11 protein-coding genes are annotated in these 18,239 nt (G+C 67.9%); 9 read left to right on the forward strand and 2 right to left on the reverse strand.

Going from position 1 to position 18,239, the window contains the following annotated elements; all coding sequences use genetic code 11:
• Nucleotides 1–151: 151 nt before the first annotated feature.
• Nucleotides 152–3,466, reverse strand: coding sequence for a right-handed parallel beta-helix repeat-containing protein (locus tag ACTWP9_RS03325; protein WP_443244423.1), 3,315 nt, complete (start codon nucleotides 3,464–3,466; stop codon nucleotides 152–154).
• Between the two features lie 255 nt (nucleotides 3,467–3,721).
• Here ACTWP9_RS03325 and ACTWP9_RS03330 point away from each other — a divergent pair, with 255 nt between their 5' ends.
• Nucleotides 3,722–4,924, forward strand: a complete 1,203-nt coding sequence (locus ACTWP9_RS03330) for a S8 family serine peptidase (protein ID WP_443244424.1) — start codon at nucleotides 3,722–3,724, stop codon at nucleotides 4,922–4,924.
• 138 nt (nucleotides 4,925–5,062) lie between these two features.
• On the opposite strand, the gene eccCa is transcribed toward ACTWP9_RS03330, so the two are convergent.
• Nucleotides 5,063–9,034: a type VII secretion protein EccCa gene (gene eccCa, locus ACTWP9_RS03335; RefSeq protein ID WP_443244826.1), complete on the reverse strand. Its 3,972-nt coding sequence runs from the start codon at nucleotides 9,032–9,034 to the stop codon at nucleotides 5,063–5,065.
• Nucleotides 9,035–9,416: 382 nt separating this feature from the next.
• On the opposite strand from eccCa, the gene eccD reads away from it, so the two are divergent.
• From eccD to ACTWP9_RS03375, 8 genes are all read left to right on the forward strand, one after another.
• Nucleotides 9,417–10,817, forward strand: a complete 1,401-nt coding sequence (eccD, locus tag ACTWP9_RS03340; RefSeq protein ID WP_443244425.1) for a type VII secretion integral membrane protein EccD — start codon at nucleotides 9,417–9,419, stop codon at nucleotides 10,815–10,817.
• A gap of 16 nt (nucleotides 10,818–10,833) precedes the next feature.
• Nucleotides 10,834–12,339: a type VII secretion protein EccB gene (gene eccB / locus ACTWP9_RS03345; protein ID WP_443244426.1), complete on the forward strand. Its 1,506-nt coding sequence runs from the start codon at nucleotides 10,834–10,836 to the stop codon at nucleotides 12,337–12,339.
• 308 nt (nucleotides 12,340–12,647) lie between these two features.
• Entirely contained in the window at nucleotides 12,648–12,881 is a 234-nt protein-coding gene (locus ACTWP9_RS03350; RefSeq protein ID WP_443244427.1) for a hypothetical protein, read from the forward strand.
• Nucleotides 12,882–12,956: 75 nt separating this feature from the next.
• Nucleotides 12,957–13,283 carry a WXG100 family type VII secretion target gene (locus ACTWP9_RS03355; protein ID WP_443244428.1) on the forward strand — a complete coding sequence of 109 codons (327 nt, stop codon included), beginning with the start codon at nucleotides 12,957–12,959 and terminating at the stop codon, nucleotides 13,281–13,283.
• Nucleotides 13,284–13,571: 288 nt separating this feature from the next.
• Entirely contained in the window at nucleotides 13,572–14,102 is a 531-nt protein-coding gene (locus ACTWP9_RS03360; protein ID WP_443244429.1) for a type VII secretion system-associated protein, read from the forward strand.
• A gap of 141 nt (nucleotides 14,103–14,243) precedes the next feature.
• Nucleotides 14,244–17,225, forward strand: a complete 2,982-nt coding sequence (locus tag ACTWP9_RS03365) for an AAWKG family protein (protein ID WP_443244430.1) — start codon at nucleotides 14,244–14,246, stop codon at nucleotides 17,223–17,225.
• Nucleotides 17,226–17,361: 136 nt separating this feature from the next.
• Nucleotides 17,362–17,835 (forward strand): YbaB/EbfC family nucleoid-associated protein, encoded by a 474-nt coding sequence (locus tag ACTWP9_RS03370; RefSeq protein WP_443244431.1) that lies wholly within the window; start codon nucleotides 17,362–17,364, stop codon nucleotides 17,833–17,835.
• Entirely contained in the window at nucleotides 17,832–18,224 is a 393-nt protein-coding gene (locus ACTWP9_RS03375) for a hypothetical protein (protein WP_443244432.1), read from the forward strand. The genes ACTWP9_RS03370 and ACTWP9_RS03375 overlap by 4 nt, the downstream gene beginning before the upstream one ends.
• Nucleotides 18,225–18,239: the final 15 nt, after the last annotated feature.

Raw genomic sequence — 18,239 nt, forward strand, 5'->3', positions numbered from 1 at the left:
GTCAGCATGACGGATGCCGTGGCCGCCACCTGCGGAGATCACACAGAGTCTCGACGCTGCGCAGGCCGAAGCGGCCGTCCTGTACTCACCCGTAAAGTTGCTTGACGCGGCGCCAGTCAGCGCCGCACCAGCGAAGTTGGCCCCGTCGGGATCAGCCCGTGGGCTGCCGGGAGTCCTTCGGCAGGTCCTCGGGCAGCAGGAGCTGGAGGTCGGTCAGGCCGGGCGCGGACATCGCGCCGATCCGCCGCGCCTGGCGCGTCATCATCGCCTCGAGGATCTGTCGAGAGGTGCGGGCGTTACCGAACGAGCGGTCGCGCGGCAGCTCGTCCACGTACGCACGCAGCGCCTTGAGCGTGTCAGGCGCGCAGTCGTACCCGGAGGCTGTCGCGTAGCCGCTCATGATCTCGACCAGTTCGTCCGTGGTGTAGTTCTCGAACTCGACCGTGCGGGTGAAGCGTGAGGCCAGGCCCGGGTTGGAGGCGAGAAAGCGACCCATCTCCTCGGTGTATCCCGCGACGATGACGACCATCTCGTCGCGGTGGTCCTCCATGAGTTTGAGCAGCGTGTCGACGGCCTCCTGCCCGAAATCGGAGCCGGCACCTTCGGGAGTGAGTGCGTAGGCCTCGTCGATGAACAGAACGCCCCCCAGAGCGCGTTCGAAGGCTTCCTTGGTGAGCTGCGCGGTGTGTCCCACGTAGCGACCCACCAGGTCGGCGCGAGCCACCTCCACGAGCTGTCCGGTGGTGAGCACGCCCAGGGAGTGCAGCAGATCGGCGTAGAGGCGGGCCACCGTGGTCTTGCCGGTGCCGGGCGGGCCGGAGAAGACCAGATGGTTGCTGATCTTCGGAGTGGGGAGACCGGCGGCCTGGCGCTGTTTGGTGGCCGAGAGCAGATTGACCAGGTCGGTGACCTCGCGCTTGACGGCGTGCAGGCCGGTCATGGCGTCGAGTTCGGCCAGCAGTTCCTCGGAGCCGCGGGTATCCGCGCCGCCCCGGGTGGCTGACTCTTCGGCGACGTCCTCGGGCAGCAGCAGCGAGAGGTCGGCTTCAGCGGGGTCGGCCATCGAGCCGAGGCGGAAAGCCTGGCGGTCCACCATTTCCTCGAAGACCTGACGGGCCGCGCGGCCGTTGCCGAAACCGGCGTCTCGCGGCATCCGTTCGTAGTGCTGGGCGAGCGTATCCAGGGTGCGCGGGTCCAGCTCGTAGCTGTGGGCGGCACACATGCTCTCGGTGATGGTCACCAGCTCCTCGACGGAGAAGTTGGCGAACTCCACGGTGCGGGTGAACCGGGAGGCCAGGCCGGGGTTGGAGGACAGGAAGGAGGCCATTTCGTCGGTGTATCCGGCCACGATGACCACGACGTCGTCGCGGTGGTCCTCCATCAGTTTCAGCAGTGTGTCGATGGCCTCCCGGCCGAAGTCGGCGCCCGAGCCTTTGCTGTCGGACAGCAGGGAGTAGGCCTCGTCGATGAACAGCACGCCTCCGAGGGCCTCGTTGAAGGCCTCAGTGGTCTTTATGGCCGTACCGCCGATGACCCGGGCGACAAGATCTGCCCTGGAGACCTCGACCAGATGCCCGGAGCGAAGCGCGCCCAGTTCGGCCAGGATGCCGCCGTAGAGCCGGGCCACGGTGGTCTTGCCGGTGCCGGGTGAACCGGAGAAAACCAGATGGCGGCTCATCGGCGGGGCCGGCATGCCGAGGCTGACGCGGCGCTGCGCGAGTTGGTTGAGGTTGACCAGGGTGCGCACCTGGTGCTTGACGTCGGACAGGCCGATCAGCGACTCCAGCTCGGCCAGCGGCCCTTCGGGCCGCTTCTCCCCGGGGCCGGGCCGTTCGCTCTGTGCGGCGATGCCCTCGGCCGACTCGCCCCAGGCGTCGGGGGCGGCATTGCCGCTGCTGTTCAGCCCTTCGACGGTGAGGCGTTCGCTTGCGCGGGACTGCTTCAGCCCCGCTCCGCGGTTGTCACGGACCGCGCAGTCGGTGAGGTGGACCTGCTCGGAGCTGTCGACGCGGATGCCGTCGCCCACGCTGCCGCCGATGTGACAGCCGGTGAATGTGGCTCGGGCGCCGTCCGCGACCAGCACGCCGTGCGCCCCGGACTCGGACACACGGGTGTGGTCGGCGCGCAGCTCGCCGCCGCTCTCCACATGAATGCCCGCGGCGCTGCTGGAGTGGATCTCGCCGTCCCGCACGGTGCCGCGCCCCTCGGCCTCGATCCGGATGCCGGCCTGGCCCGTCGAACGCAGCACCGCCCGGTCGAAGTCCGGGGCGCCGCCGGTCCCGACGCGGATACCTGCGCCGTCGGTGCGCTCGACTGTGCAGTTCTCCAGTCGGCCGCGACCGTCCTCCAGCACCTCCATGCCATGGCCACCCGTCGAGGTGATCCGGGTATTGCGCAGCAGGGGGTTGGCGCCGGTGCGTATGGAGACCCCGACGCCGGTCGCGTCCGAGACCTCCAGACGGTCGAACTCCGCCGAGGACCCCTCGGCCAGCAGAACACTCGCAGCCGTGTCGGCGCAGTCGCGCACAGTGGTACCGGTGAGGAGCGGTGCGCTGGACCCGACCACCCGGATCGCGGAGACCGCAGAGGTGTCGAACTCGCAGTCCTGGAAGCTCCCACGGGAACGCTCGGTCACCGCCAGACCGTTGCCCTTGGTCCGTGAGGTGACGCAGCGCAGGAATTCCGGGTCGGCGCCGGCAGCGAGCACGACGCCGGGTCCACTGGTGTCGGTGACCGTGACCTCTTCCAATACCGGCCGGGAGCCGCTGGTCACGTAGATGCCGACAGCGGTGTCGTGCACGAGGCTGCGTACCACTTTGGTGGCGCATCGGCCCTCCAGCGCGAGGGCAGGCTTCTCCGTGCCGGAGATGTCGCAGTCCGCCACCCGGCCCTGTGCCTCGCCGTTGGCCAGGACGCCGTTGCCGCGCGCGTCGCGGATCCGGCAGCCGGTGACAGAGGTACGGGCCTGCTCGCTGAGGACGACGGCAGATGTGCCCAGGTGCTCGATCAGGCAGTTGTCGACGACGCTGCCGGTGGCCGCCGTGTCAACGACTCCCGCGCCCTCCGGATTGGAGATCCGGCAGTCACGCATGGCCAGCGAGCCGCTCTCCCGGGCGAGGACTGCCGTCCAGCCGGAGCCGACGACGGTGCAGCCGTCCATGGCGACCTGGCCGCGCGGTGCGTCCACCACCGGAAGGTCCTCGCTGCCGCACCGCAACACCAGATCGGTGAGCATCACGGCGTCCGCGACCAGGACGACGGCGGTGCCGCGGGGCGGGCAGATCTCCACGCTGCCGCGTTCCCCGTCGGCGACGAGAGTCAGCCGGGTCTTGACCGTAAGGTTTTCGCGGTAGCGGCCGGGCTTGATGCGGATGACCGCTCCCGTGCGCGCATGCGCCAGCGCCTCACCGATCGTCCGGAAGCTCTCCGAACGGTCTGGATCGACCCTGAGCAACTGGCGTGACACGCTGGGACCTCCTCCTTGTCGAGCCTGTCGGCCTCTGTCTTGTCGGGCTGTCAGCCACGGTGACCTGAGCCTGACCAGTGGGCGGCTGTACCACGACCCAAGTGACCTGATCTGTTGAAGGCTACGGGACCTCAGTTGCAGACAGCCAGACTCCTAGGACGAGTTGGCGCACGTTCCGGCGGTCGATTCAGAGGGTGCCGTCGGGTCGCTGCGTATCATCGGGTCATGCGTCGTGCTCGCTCTCACCGTCATCCGATGACGCGGGCGGTGGTCGCCGCTGTGCTGGCCACCGTACCGCTGGCCTTCGCTGCTCCCGTCGCAGCCGACTCGGTCGAACTGCCCGCCGTCGCCTCCGTTCTGCCCTCGGGAGAGCCGTGCGCGAAGGCATCCACCAAGACGGCCGAGGACGCGCCGTGGACGAGGAAGCCCTTGGGACCGTCCCGAACCTGGCAGCTCAGCCAGGGTGAAGGGGTGACCGTCGCCGTGGTCGACTCCGGTGTCGGCACGGACATCCCTGCGCTGTCCGGCCGGGTCACCCCGGTCGGCGACGGGGGCGAGGACTGCGTGGGTCACGGCAGCTTCGCCGCCGGCCTCATAGCCGCCGCGCCCCGCGAGGGCGTGGGAGTGGCGGGACTCGCGCCGCGGGCCCGGATCCTGGCGGTGCGCGGCACGGACACCCGGGGCGGCGGCACGGCAGCGAATCTCGCCAAGGGCATCCGCACCGCGGCCGATCGCGGGGCCGACGTCATCTACGTCGGGCGGGTCACGGCCACCGGCAAGTCCGAACTGACCGCCGCGGCGAAGCACGCGGCCGAGCGGGACGCCCTCGTCGTCGCGCCGATCGCCCCGGACACCCTGCCGAAGAAATCAACGGGCAAGGCGGCCGATCCGGCGCCCTGGTACTGGCCCGCGGCCGCGCCCGGGGTGCTCTCGACCATCGACTACGGCCCGGACGGCAAGCGTCCCGAGGACGCTCCCGAGGTGAAGGGGGCCGACCTCGCCGCGCCCGGGAACGAGGTGGTCAGCGTCGGGCCCAAGGGCTCAGGGCACTACTTCGGCTCGGGCTCGTCGCTGGCCGCCGCGCATGTCGCGGGTGCCGCTGCCCTGGTGCGGGCGCGGCACCCGGACATGACGGCCGCCCAGGTCTCCCGGCAGCTCACCGCCTCGGCGTACCCCGCGGACACCCCGCGGCTCGATCCGTACGCGGCGGTCACGGAGTCGCTCCCCGACAAGCAGGGCGCCACTCCGCGTCCCGCCGAGGCGCACGTCCCGAAGCCCGCCTCGACCCAGCCCCGCGACCGGGCGCTGATCCTCGCCGGGGTGGGCGGCGGGCTGGTGCTCCTGGTGGCGGCCGGGGCCGTGGTGATCCCCCGCGGCAGGGCGAGGGGCTGGCGCCCGGCGACGGGCGAGTACCCGGACGCACAGCCGGAGAACGGGCAGCCGGCCGAGGGCCGATAGTCGTGCCCGCGACCTCAGCACCGGCGACGCACCGCCGCCGGTGCTGAGACCGGCGCCTGTGGCCCTGCGGCTACGGCTGGCCCCGCCCGGCCCCGCCCGGAACCGTCCGGCCGTCGAACCCCGGACAGCGGCGCAGGATCATTCCGGCGCGTCGACCAGCGCTGTCTGTACGCGTGTGGTCTTGCGGCGGGCGATACGGGTGGCCCGTCCCGGGGGCAGGACCCGGCCCTTGACGTTGCCGAAGAGAAAGCCCTCCGACGGCGGGCACGACATCAGCAGGCTCGGCGTGTTCACCTCCTGCAGCCTGCGCATCAGATGTTCGCCGAGTCCGCGCCCCGCCCCGGCGGCGGAGCGGGCGACGACGAGGTGCAGCCCGACCTCGTAGCCGAGCGCGAGATGAGGCAGCAGCGGGTCGAACGGGGTGTTCCCGATGCTCGTGCCCACCATGTCGTAGTCGTCGACCAGAATGAACAGCCGCGGCCCCGTCCACCAGTCGCACAGCCGCATGCGGCCCGGGGCGATTTCCGGGCCCGGCAGCCGGGTCTGTATCGCGCGGGACGCCCCGTCCACCAGGTCCTTGAGGGCGTCGAGGGAGACCGCGTGCCCGAGGCGGTACTCGTCCGGGACGGCCTCGACCAGGTCGCGGCGGTAGTCCACGATCATGATCCGGGCCTCGGCGGGCGTATAGCGCTCCATGATGGCCTTGGTCGTCAGACGCAGCAGGTTGGTCTTGCCGCTCTCGGTGTCGCCGACCACGATCATGTGCGGACTCTCGCTGAAGTCGTGCCAGACCGTGGAGAGCTCGTTCTCCTCCAAGCCGATCGGCATCCGGAAGTCGCCCTCTGGAGCAGGGAGTTCCGAGAGAGGCAGCTGGGTCGGCAGCATCCGCACCTGCGGGGTCTGCTGCCCCGGCCAGCTCTCCTTGATCGCTGCCACCAGCCCTCCGACGCCGTCGGCGAGGTCCTCCGCGCTCTCCACGCCGTCGATCCGGGGGAGTGCGGCGAGGTAGTGCAGCTTGTCCCCCCGGGTCAGGCCGCGCCCGGCCAGGCGGGGGACGTTGGCGGCGCGGCGGGCGTCGATCTCGGAGTCCATCGCGTCGCCCATCCGCAGCTCCAGGTGGGTGGCGGCCTGGTCGCGCACGCTCGCGGACAGCTCCACCCAGCGGGCCGTGGTGACGATGAGGTGCACGCCGTAGTTGAGGCCGCGGGCCGCGATGGCGTTGAACGTCTGGATGTTGTGGTCGAAGTCCTGGCGCACCGTGGACCAGCCGTCGATCACCAGGAACACGTCCCCGTACGGCTCGTCGGGGAACTCCCCGGCGGCCCTGCGGCGCCGGAAGCTCGCCATGGAGTCGATGCCGTGGTCGAGGAAGAACTTCTCCCGGCGGGCCAGCAACGAGTTGACCTCGGCGATCGTACGGCCCACCCGCTCGGACTCCAGGCGGGCCGCCACTCCGGCCGTGTGCGGCAGCTCGGAGAGCGCGGACAGTCCGCCGCCACCGAAGTCGAGGCAGAAGAACTGGACTTCACGTGGGGTGTGGGTGAGGGCGAGCCCGGTGAGGATGGTGCGCACCAGGGTGCTCTTGCCGCTCTGCGGGCCACCGGCGATCGCCACGTGCCCGCCGACGCCCGACAGGTCGATCGTCAGCAGGTCCCGCATCTGCTCGAAGGGCTTGTCCACGATGCCGATGGGCACGGTCAGCCGCCCGCGCGCCGTCCAGCCGACGGTGGTCAGCCCCAGCTCCGGGTCGGGGGTGAGCGGCGGCAGCACCTGGTCGAGTGTGGCGGGCAGGTCCAGCGGCGGCAGCCACACCTGGTGGGCGGGCGGCCCCGCGTCACGCAGCCGGTCCACCGCTACGGACAGCAGCGTGTCGCCGGTCTCCTCCGGCTCCTCCTCGGGCTCCGGCTCGGGTTCCGGGAGGTCGGGCAACTGGCGCGGCACCACGTAGCCCGAGGTCCACGGCACCGTCTGACTGGCCACCCTGGCCTGGTTCGCGCCGGCGCGCCGCTCCTGGTACGAGCCGGAGACGTAGGCGGCGCGGAACCGGGTCAGTCCCTCGATGCCGGACTTGAGGTAGCCGCTGCCGGGCTGCGGGGGCAGCTCGTAGGCGTCGGGCACACCGAGCACGCCGCGGCTCTCCATTGCGGAGAAGGTGCGCAGGCCCACGCGATAGGACAGATGGCTCTCCAACTGGTGCATCCGGCCCTCATCCAGCCGCTGCGAGGCCAGCAGCAAATGGACGCCGAGGCTGCGACCGAGTCGCCCGATCATCACGAACAGCTCCATGAACTCCCGGTGGGCAGCCAGTAGTTCGCTGAACTCGTCCACGACCACAAAAAGGCTGGGCAGCGGCTCGAGCGGGGTGCCGGAGGCCCGTGCCTTCTCGTAGTCGAAGACCGAGGTGTAGTTCCCGGCGGCACGCAACAGCTCCTGTCGGCGCATCAGTTCGCCGTGCAGGGCGTCCTGCATCCGGGAGACCAGCGCAGCCTCACCGGCCAGGTTGGTGATGACCGCTGAGGTGTGCGGCAGCTCGTCGAGACCGAGGAAGGTGGCCCCGCCCTTGAAGTCGACCAGGACGAAGTTGAGCGTCTCGGAGGAGTTGGAGAGTGCCAGCGCCAGTACCAGGGTGCGCAGCAGCTCACTCTTACCGGAGCCGGTGGCGCCGATGAGCATGCCGTGCGGCCCCGTGCCGCCCTGGGCCGACTCCTTGATGTCCAGCTCCACGGGGCTGCCGTCGGCGCCGACGGCGATGGGCACCCGCAGTCGCGCCGAGCCGGTGTTGCGCTGCCAGAGCGTGGCCGGAACGTGGTGATACAGGTCGGGGATCCCCAGCAGGGTGGTCAGCTCCAGCGTCGCGGAGAGGGGTTCGGAGGACTCGGCGCCCACCCCCATCCGGTACGGAGCGATCCGCTTGGTCAACGCGGTGGCGCCCGTCGGTCCGAACCTGTCGGGGCGGCCGAGACGGGTGGTCTGCTCCTTGCGCTCGCGGTCGGTGCGCACCAGCGCGAAGTCGTACTCGTCCACGGCGAAGCGCAGCGTGACGCGCCCCGGCCGCCAGCTCAGCGCTTCACTCAGGTCGAGTACGACGGTGTTGCGGAAGCCGACGCCGTCCAGCCGGTGCCCATGGGGCACGGTCCCGCCGTCCACCACGATCACCGTGAACGGCTCCTCGCGGCCCGGCACCGCGTCCGGGTCGAAGGGCGGGCGCTCCAGGAACTCGGCGCCGAGAAGATCCTCCAGCTCGTTGAAGGCCGAGACGAACATCCGGGCCGGGCCCGCTCCGTCGCTCTCCTGGGGGTGAAGGTTGTGCGGGAGCCACTTGACCCACTCCCACTCCTCGCGCCGCTCGTCGGACACGCACAGCGCCACCCACACGTCATCGGGCGCGTGGAAGGTCACCAGCTGGGCGATCATGGCGCGCACGACGGAACGTATCCGCTCCTCGTCACCGCGGAACAGCACCCGGGCCCAGGCGCGCAGATAGATCGCGATGGGCTGCTCGGGCACCGTGGAGTAGGCACGGATGAAGCTGCGCAAAGCGTGCGCGGACAGCGGCTCCAGGTCCTCGACGGGGGTGGTGGCCTTGGGCGTCAGCCGCAGCCCCAGCTTCTGCTCCCCGACGGCCACCCGGATCTCGCCGAAGTCCTCGTCCTGGGGGCGGCGTTCCCACAGCCGGGTGGTGCCCACCATCGACCACAGCGCCGCAGGTTCCGGGTGCCGCCAGGCCAGCGCCTCTTGCTGGTCGGACACCGCGGTGCGGACCTTGCGCCGGATCTGGGTGAGGTAGCGCAGATAGTCGCGCCGCTCGCCCTTCAACCGTTCTTTGCGCTCACTGCTCTTGCGCATGAACTGGCCGAGCATCATGGCGCCCGAAGCCAGCACCATCATGCCGACGGCCAGGTACAGGAAGTGGCTGCCGGAGGAACGACTCATGCCCGGCCGCATGAACATCAGCATCATGGAGACCGACATCATCGCCATGGGCAGATAAGTCCACACCGCGGAACTGTCCGGCACCACCTCGGGAAGTGTGGGCGGCTCCTGGAGACTCAACTCGCCCTCGGGCATGTCCGGTCCGCGGCGACGGGCCGGCCTGCGAAACAGAACCACACTCAACGAACGGTCTCCTTACGGGTAGCCCTGCGCGGGAAACGGGCACTGTTCGACGCCCGATCGGGCACGGCAAGAGAACAAGGGCGTAGGCGCGGGCGAGCTCGGTCTCTCCGGTATACCAGTTCACCGATTCAGTGCTGACTCTACGCTCAGCGGTGTGGGCGGAGTCTCAGATTGCCCTGCATACGCGGCCGATTGGCCGACAGCGAATTAATCCGGGCCGTCATCGTGAACCAACGCCGTTCCGAATGCATCCAACGTAGAGACACAACCATCGCCCTCAAAGAACCATCGCCCTCAAAGGGTGTCTCGTACAGGCAGATTGTTCCTATGACCGGAGCAGTGAGCAACGTCCTCCGGAGAAGCGTGAGTCAGCAGCATGAGTGATACCCAGACGGCCGGGCTGTGCCGTCTGACCGTACGCGCACCGGAGAAGAGCATCGACCTCGCGGTGCCTTCCGACGTTCCCGTAGCCGACCTGCTGCCCGCTGTCCTCGGCTACGGCGGCGATGACCTCGCAGAGGCAGGCATCGACCACGGCGGCTGGGTGCTGCAACGCCTCGGCGCCGAGCCGATGGACGAGGAGCGCACGCTCGACTCCTACGATCTGCGTGACGGTGAGACGCTCTACCTCAGACCCCGCACCGAAGCCCTGCCCGAGGTGCACCTCGACGATCTGGTGGATGGGATATCCACCACCATGCAGTCGCGCCCCTACGGCTGGACCCCCAAGGCGAGCCGGCGGCTGCTGCGCGGTCTCGCCGCCCTCGTACTCGCAGGCGGAGTGGTGCTCTTCGCACTGCCCGGCGGCTCCGCCGGTCAGCGTGCTCTGTGCGCCGCGGCGGTCGGGCTGTTGCTGATCGCAGGCGCCGGTTCGGCCAGCCGCGCGGTCGGCGACGCCGGAGCGGGCGCCGTGCTCGGCATCATGGCCGTCCCCTACCTGGCGGTCACCGGATGGCTGCTGCCAGGCGGGGAGTTGACGGGACCGCACGCCCACGAGGTGCTCGGCTCACGGCTGCTGGCGACCAGCACGGTGAGCGCAGGCTGCGCGATCGTCGTCCTCGCCGCTGTGGCCGCTTACGCGGCGCTCTTCCTGACGGTCGCCGTGGTCGCGGTGTTCGGGGCGGTCGCTGGTGCCCTGATGATGGCGGCGGACCTGGGACCGCACCATGTCGCCGGAATCGCCGCCTTGGTGGCGGTGGTACTCGGAGCGTTCGTCCCCTCACTGTCCTTCCGGATGGCCGGGCTGCGCATGCCACCCCTGCCGACCAACGCCGCACAGCTCCAAGAAGGCATCGAGCCGCACTCCACATCCGCGGTTGCCGCTCGCACCGCCCTGGCGGACGGCTGGATGAGTTCGCTCTACGGCGCCGTGGGCACCGTTTGCGCCGCCTGCCTCGCCGTGCTCGCCTGGGACGCGGACCTGGCGGCCCTGATCACCGTACTGGTGCTGTCGCTGCTGCTGATGCTGCACGGAAGCGGCCTGGGCAACACGTGGCAGCGGCTCTCGCTGATCCTTCCGGGGGCGGCGGCGCCGCTCATGCTGCTCCTGGTCGACGCCGCGCCCTCCGCACCGGGGCGGCGGCTCCTGGCAGTTGCCGCGCTGCTCGCCGTCACAGCGGGTATCGCCATCGCTTCCTGGACGGTGCCGGGGCGCCGCCTCGTGCCGTACTGGGGTCGGATCGGCGAAGTGCTGCACACCCTTTCGGCGGTCGCCTTGCTGCCGCTTGTCCTGTGGCTCCTCGGCGTATACGGCGCGTTGCGCGGACTGAGCGCCTGAGGGGAGGGAGCGACCAATGCAGTCGAGACGTGATCAGGTCCAGGCGCACATGTTCATCATGGGGCGGCTGACCTCGGGCATGCTGCGTGCGGACCCCGATGCGCCGGAGAGCCCTCAGGGCCGGACCAACCGGGGGATCACCATCAGCATCCTGATCGCCGTCCTGATCTGCGCGGGTGCCTTTGTGTTCGGCCTGCTCAAGCCCGGTACGAAGGAGTCCTGGCGGGACCCGGGCATGCTGATCGTCAACAAGGACACCGGCGCCCGGTACCTCTACCTGGGTAAACGGCTACGGCCTGTCCGTAACTACACCTCCGCGCGGTTGCTCGCGGGTGCGGAGATGAAGGTCATGTCCATCGGCGGCAAGTCGCTGCGCGGTACCCCGCGGGGGGCTCCGGTAGGCATCAGCGGCGCCCCCGATGAACCGCCGGCCGAGGGCGACCTCAGTGACGGGAAGTGGCAGGTCTGTTCGGGGTCGTCCACGGGTTCGACCGGCACTACGTTGGCTGTGGGATCGGATGCCGAAGGGCAGGGCCTGAAGAAGACGCAGGGCCTGCTGGCGTCCGGACCGGACAAGGACTTCTACCTGGTCTGGCAGGGCAGGAAGCTCCGTCTCGACCAGAAGTCCGACGCCCCTGAGGCGCTCGGCTACGGCTCCGAGCGGCCTCTCAAGGTCTCTGATGCCTTCCTCAACTCTTTGCCCACCGGGCCGGATCTGACGCCACCTGAGGTGTCGGACCAGGGCGCGGAAGGGCCCCGGCTGGATGGGCGGCCGACGCGGATCGGTGAGGTCTTCAAGGTCGCCGGGTCCGGCGGCACCGCCCGTTATTACCTGCTGCAGGAGAAGGGTCTGACGCGGATCACCGCCACCGGCGCAGCCCTGGTGCTCGGGGACAAGGACACCAAGGAGAAGACGTACCAGGGCCGTGCGGTGGCCGCCCGCAAGCTGGGGACCGACGCGCTGAGCGGCCAACTGGCTCCGGACCCGGGGCTGTCTGAAGCGGCGAAGCAGCAGCCTTCGACTCCTCCGGACCCGGCGGGCCTTGCGGACGGGCGCACCCCGTGTGTGGGGGTGCGGCCCGGAGCTGAGGGAACGCGGGTGAGCGTGACCTTCGCCCGGCCCGCCGACCTCGGTCCGACCACGAAGGCCCCGCCGGAGAAGCTGGTTCCGGCCTGCGTGACGGTGCACCGGACAGCGGTGCCGCCGGGCGGTGGCGCCCTGGTGCACGCGCTGGGCGCAGGCGGGGGAGATGTCGGCGACACGCTCTATCTCGTGACGGACACCGGAATGAAATACCGGGTGCCTTCTGGCGACGGATTGAAAGCGCTCGGTTACAACGAGAAACAGGCCCAGGGTATTCCGTCCGCGCTGTTGTCCATGCTGCCCACCGGTCCTGATCTGACTCGGAAGAGCGCGAGTAAGGGACGGGGCGACTCGACGGCTCCACGATGCGCTGACAAGAAAACAAAGTTCCGCGAGAAGACGTCAGGTGATGCCGAGTCAGCAACGAGTAAGCACTGAGTTAATTCACCTGCTGTCGTGTTGATGAACGTGTTGAATTCTACGAATACTTGACAGCAAGTGTTGCGATCACCGTTCGCGGCCTCTAGCATTTTATTTACTGGGCCAACTGGATGGTGGTCCAACGCAATTGGTCGCGTCAGCCACCAGTGCGTCACGCCTGGCGGCGACCCCACCAGAAAGGGAATTCCATGTCAGCTCTTACACGGTCCGAGGAACAGTCGACGCGGAACGGTATCAACGCCTTGGAACAGGCGTTTACCGGTGTTCAGAACAGTCGGCAGAGCGTCGAGGAAACCAAGTTCAACATGAGCACCGCAGTCGGTGGATCCGTCGGCAAGAACTACCGGGACCTGCTCGACGCATGGGACCAGCAGGCCGAGATCATCTCGAAGAATCTGCGGGACATGGTCGAGCAGCTGAACGAGACATTGAGGCAGCAGGGATTGACCGAAGGCTCGTCGAACGACGCCATCAACCAGCAGTACCAGGAGTCAGGCCGCATCTTCGACGAACTCGCCGGCCCCTCGACTGCGGGCTAAAAACACAACTGACCCGGGAGCCGGGCCGACTGCCTGCCGCGCTCCCCGCTGAGTCGAACCGAAACGAGGCATCTCATGAGTGACTCCGGACTCACCGATGGCGTGATCTATGTCAACTACGGCCACGCCGACAACGCCGCCGAAGACCTGCGTATGCAGAACAAGGCGATCAAGAACATTCTCTCCCAGCTCAACATGGAGCTCCAGGCGCTCAGGACAAGCTGGGAGGGCGACGACAGGGCGGCCTACGACGACAAGCAGACCGCCTGGGACAACGCCGCCCAACGGATGGGTGACCTGGTCGAGTCGAATGCGGCACTGCTCGACGACGTGTCCGCGGGCTTCAAGCAGACCGAGCGCAATCTGACCCAAGGCTGGGAAGGCGTGAACATCGGCCGCTGAACGGCGGCTCGCAACGCAGCCGGGCGGCTGCCTGCGCGACGGCTCACGCGGGCGCTCGCCGTCGGGCGATGCCCGGCGGATGGATCGAAAGAACGGGTGACGGCTGCTGTAAGGCCGCCGTGCCCTCCGCGGGGTTGCTGACCAGGCTTCCGCGGAACTCTCCGCGCCGACGACTCGAAACCGTCGGACAAGAGAGTCAGACCGCATGCTCGACCAGCTGCCATACGGCCGGCTTGGTCCGGGCGGACAGGCTTCAGTGGGACCGGACGACGGGAAAGGACGAAGGAGATGACGGACCCCGGCGGGAAGCCCCCGCTCACGCTGGACAAGGCGTGGATCGAGAAATTCCTGAACGTCGATATCGAGGAGTTCCAGGCGGAACTCAAGAAGATTCGAACGGAATCGGGGCCCTACTCACCGATAAGCCTGGTTCTGGCCATCGCTGGTATGCCCATGCCGGATTGGATGGTCCCCACCATGGCTATGCTGGCGGGGGGCGCGGCTCCTCCGGACAGTGTGGCGAAGGACGCGCCGTGGCCGCTTATGATCGGGCCGATGGCAGGCGAAGGGGACACGGTCGGCGGTGCGGAGATGAGTAAACGTGTCTCCAACATGGCCACGGAGCTCCATGGATTTTTGAGCGATCAGGTGACGCTCTTCCGCGACATTGAGGAAAACCTGCGTGACAGCATTGATTCGCTGTTCAGCGCAGAGGGGGACAGTCTGGAGAAGATCGACGGGCAGAAACTGATCGACGCCCTGGAGGACGTGGAGGACGACCTCGCCGCCGAGAACTCGGGTAGCTCCAGCGGAGTCTGATGACAATAGTTCAGGGACTCCCGTTCGGATCTGCGCGGCCCTACGAATATCCGAACGAGAAGCCCCGGGTGAGGGGCACTCCGACCGGGAGTCATCGGCACCTTTTCCGGCAGATCTCCCCCAGTACGACGGAGCTCAGTTATGGAATCGCTTTCTGATGGACGTGCCCCCTATGACAAAGATCCCTGGCGGGATGCGGTCAGCCAGTTGACGGGATATCCGGCCCCGACGGTCGACGAGGTTTTCGACAGCCTTGTCACCGACGACGGTATTCCGCTCATGAAAATCTATATTGAGAAGCAGGAAGACGTAGTCGGTGTTGATCCGGATGATCTCCAGTGGCGCGTAAACAACGCCGGCTGGGGCATCGAGGACATGGACTTCGTGATCCCTTTCTATATGAGAGAGCCAGATCCGGAAGCGCCAGAATCGGAGCAGGGGAACACGGTTGTCTATTACAAGGCCCGCTTCACGCTCTTCGGTGACAAGAGGACCGATGGGCCTCCGACGGGTGGCTGGCTAAGGGGTGGCGAAGGGTCGGACGAGGGCAAGACGTGGGACACGACGGCGTTGACGCAGTACGCGTACGGGACCGGGCTGGCTCTCTCGGAACTGCTCAACAAGCCCCTGGGTACGCAAGATTTCGTGTGGAACGGCCTGTCGGTACAGCCCGAGTCAAGCGTCGGACTGGGGTCCTTCGAGTCCGTGGCTTCCGCGTTCGACCGGGTCCGCACCTTTGTGGATGAGCGGAAGCAGGTGCTGGACGGCTGGGAGAAGACGCTCGGTGGAGAGGAGAGCGACCAGTGGAAGGGGCAGGCCGCCGGCGTGTTCTGGGACCTGATCCATCTGCTGAACAGGAGGTATGAGCGGCTTCTCGAGGACATGACGGCGCCTGGAAATGACTTTGAGTCAAAGCAGGGCGTCGCGATACGCGAAGCGGCACAGGCTCTCTACACGGAGGTCCGCAACCTTTACGACGCCTGGGCGTCGTGGGAGATTGCTATGGGGAATCCCCTGCGGTGGCTGTCGGACCTGCTGTCGGAAATTGTTGATCACGTCTGGGACAATAATATATCGCAGATCCTCTACCACTTTGACACGGGTACAGGTATTGCCTCCGACGAGTACGGGCACACTGAAGGTGAGAATGTAGAATTCTACACCGTCACGTCTGCTTTCCGCTCGGACGCCGTGGACCACTCCGGGACTCGTTACGGGGAGGGGGAGCTGAACGAGATGTCCACCTGGAAAGCCGTCGGTCTGGAAGCGCAGCAGCGTTGGTGGGACTCCGTCCAGGAGCACCTCGGGAAGCCGGCGGAGCAGGCGCTGAAGAATATCGAAAGCGCGTGGGCCCCTTACGGCTTCCACCTCGGCGCGATCAGGCCCCCCGTTGGGGATACCATGTCGGATTCCTTTGCGGTGGACAAGGCATGGCAGGACGAGAAAGAGGCCGACAAAGAGCAGGCTGAGGCCGAGGCGGAGCAGGCCCGGCAGGAAAAGGAGTACGAGCAGGAGCAGGCTGAGGCCGAGGCCGAGCAGGCCCGGCAGGAGAGGGAGTACGAGCAGGAGCAGGCTGAGGCCGAGGCGGAGCAGGCCCGGCAGGAAAAGGAGTACGAGCAGGAACAGGCTGCGGCGAAGGCCGAGCAGGCCCGGCAGGAGAGGGAGTACGAGCAGGAACAGGCTGCGGCGAAGGCCGAGCAGGAGGCCGAGGAGAAGGAGGCCGAGAAGGAGCAAGCGGCGGCAGAAGCCGAACGAGAGGCCGAGCTAAAGGAGCAGGAGAAGCAGCAGGAGCAGTACCAGCAGGAACAGCAGGCCCTCGCGGCTCAGCAGATGGCTCAGCAGCGGGCTATGCAGGAACGGGAGAAGAAGGAGCAGGAGAAGGAGGAGCGGGAGTACGAGGCGGAGCAGGAGGCGCTCCAGCGCGAACAGGAGAAGGAGCAGCGGGAGCAGGAGAAAGAGCAGGAGGCGCTCCAGCGCGAGCAGGAGAAGGAGCAGGAGGAGTACCAGCAACAGCAGCTGGCGTATCAAGAAGAGCAGCAAGCCGAGCAGGAAGCACTCCAGCGCGAGCAGGAGAAAGAACAGGAAGAACTGGAAAGGGAACAAGAGCAGAAAGAGGAGGAGTACCGGCAGCAGCAGCTGGCGTATCAGGAGGAGCAGCAACAGCAGGCCGAGGACTATCTGAACCAGAGCGGTTCGCTCAACGGCAGTGATCTGCCCCAGCCGTCGCCGGAGACGATCACCGGTCCGGTCAATGGCGACGATTCACTGACCAACCCCGGCGGCAGCGAGTCCTATGTGGACTCCCACGGTCGCATCGTGACGGAATACCCCGACGGCAGTACTACAACGATCGACCCGGACACCCAGAGTGCGACGGTTACCGACCCGGACGGTACGCAGACATCCGGCCCACTCAACGCGGGCGATGTGCTGACGAATCCCGATGGCAGCGTCTCGCACCTGGACTCGGAGGGTCAGGTCGTCACGGATTTCCCGGACGGGAGCACATCGACCATCGACCCGGACACCGGCGCGACCTCGATGACCAGCCCGGACGGTACCACTACCACGGGCTACCTCAATGACGGCGGTTCGGCCTCCGGCGGCTCTCAGGACCCCGGCACCTCCGGCGGCAGTGACAACTCCGGTTCCGCGTATGGCAATCCGGAGGAGGAGCTGTACGACGCCAAGCCGTACGAGGGGCCGCAAGACGCATCCTCACCTACCTCGTCCCAGAGCGGTGCCATGAGCGGAAGTTCCGGTACCGGTTCCCCGGGCGGTATGCCGCTGAACCCTGGTGCGATGCCGGGGCGGGGAGGCGGCGGCGGGGGCGGCGACGGGCCCTCCGAGCGGGTCCGAAATGTGATCGACAACGGTGAAGTCGTCAGCAACCGCCGCCCGCGAGCCAGTAGCGGCAGGGCAGCCGGCCGCTACGACGACCGCGAAGCAATGATCAACACCAGCGGTGGCACGCCGTTCTCTCCGCCGACGGGGGGTGCCGGCGGGCAGGGCGGCCGGCCGCAGACGGAGAGCGGAGACCGCGAACGGGAAGCGTGGGTGCCGGAGGAAGAGGACGTCTGGGGGAGCGACGAGGGAGGGACACCCGCCGTGATCGGCCGATGAGCCCCGCCCAGGCCCCCGTCCGCGCGCCCGCTGTCCGAGCCCGCAACGAAGCCCGAGCCCGCAACGAAGCCGCTGCCCGAGCGCGTACCGAAACCGCAGTCCGACCAGTTCGCCAAGTGCTATCGAGGAGGTCCCAATGACAGAGCCGACAGAGTCGATGGAGGAGCGCGTCGCCCAGGCCAGAGCTCACCTGGAGGCCACCCGGGCCGCCGTGGCGCGGGCCGAGGAGGACCTGCGCGACACCTCCGAGACGGTGCGCTCGGGTGACCGAGCGGTGGAGGTCACCATCGGTCCGCAGGGAGAGCTGGCCGGCCTGAAGTTTCTCGACGGCAAGCACGCGAATATGACGGGCCCGCAACTGGCCTCCTCGGTACTGGAGGCGGCCGAGCGGGGGCGTCGGCAGATCGCCCAGCGGGTGCGGGACACCTTCGAACCGCTGCTCCAGCAAAACCCCTCCGTGCCCGGCTCCCAGGGCGTCGACGTGGACTGGGACCGGATTTTCGGGTCGGCGCTCGAGGGCGGTGGGCGTGCGGGAGGCAGGTCCGCGAGGAACCGGCTGCACGATGAGATTCACGAGGACGCGGACGACGCATCCGGAGGCCGGTCATGAGCAGCTACGGAGCCTTCGAGGCATATCCGAGGGAGCTGCAACCGTTCATCGACGAGATGGACAAACATGGGGAGAAGCCTGACGAGATCAACGGAGACTTCAAAGCTGAACAGGCGTTGCATGAAGGCTGGGACGGTTACAGCGACAAGTTCTATGACACTGTCCACCCCGACTATGTGCAGGCGAACGAACAGATCAGCGCCCTCTTGGAGACGATGAGGGAAGTCACAAAGGCAGCTGCCAGCGCGACAATGCAGAGCCTGCGCAGCATTGAAGGGGCGCAGCAAGATGCAGAGGACATGATCAGTCAGCAGAGCGGCAGCATGAACCTGGACGACCTGGACGACCTGGATGCGGGCGACGCCGGTTCCAGCGGCGGGAAGCGCTAAGGGGAGGAAGAGGAG

Origin of the sequence: Streptomyces sp. 3N207 (assembly GCF_052246355.1) — a bacterium.
Taxonomy (GTDB): domain Bacteria; phylum Actinomycetota; class Actinomycetes; order Streptomycetales; family Streptomycetaceae; genus Streptomyces.

Excerpts from the sequence above, each read along its gene's own strand:
- ACTWP9_RS03360 (WP_443244429.1), top strand. The coding sequence starts at position 13,572 with ATGACGGACCCCGGCGGGAAGCCCCCGCTCACGCTGGACAAGGCGTGG.
- ACTWP9_RS03365 (WP_443244430.1), top strand. The coding sequence starts at position 14,244 with ATGGAATCGCTTTCTGATGGACGTGCCCCCTATGACAAAGATCCCTGG.
- eccD (WP_443244425.1), top strand. The coding sequence starts at position 9,417 with ATGAGTGATACCCAGACGGCCGGGCTGTGCCGTCTGACCGTACGCGCA.
- ACTWP9_RS03375 (WP_443244432.1), top strand. The coding sequence starts at position 17,832 with ATGAGCAGCTACGGAGCCTTCGAGGCATATCCGAGGGAGCTGCAACCG.
- ACTWP9_RS03355 (WP_443244428.1), top strand. The coding sequence starts at position 12,957 with ATGAGTGACTCCGGACTCACCGATGGCGTGATCTATGTCAACTACGGC.
- ACTWP9_RS03330 (WP_443244424.1), top strand. The coding sequence starts at position 3,722 with ATGACGCGGGCGGTGGTCGCCGCTGTGCTGGCCACCGTACCGCTGGCC.
- eccB (WP_443244426.1), top strand. The coding sequence starts at position 10,834 with ATGCAGTCGAGACGTGATCAGGTCCAGGCGCACATGTTCATCATGGGG.
- ACTWP9_RS03350 (WP_443244427.1), top strand. The coding sequence starts at position 12,648 with ATGAGCACCGCAGTCGGTGGATCCGTCGGCAAGAACTACCGGGACCTG.
- ACTWP9_RS03370 (WP_443244431.1), top strand. The coding sequence starts at position 17,362 with ATGACAGAGCCGACAGAGTCGATGGAGGAGCGCGTCGCCCAGGCCAGA.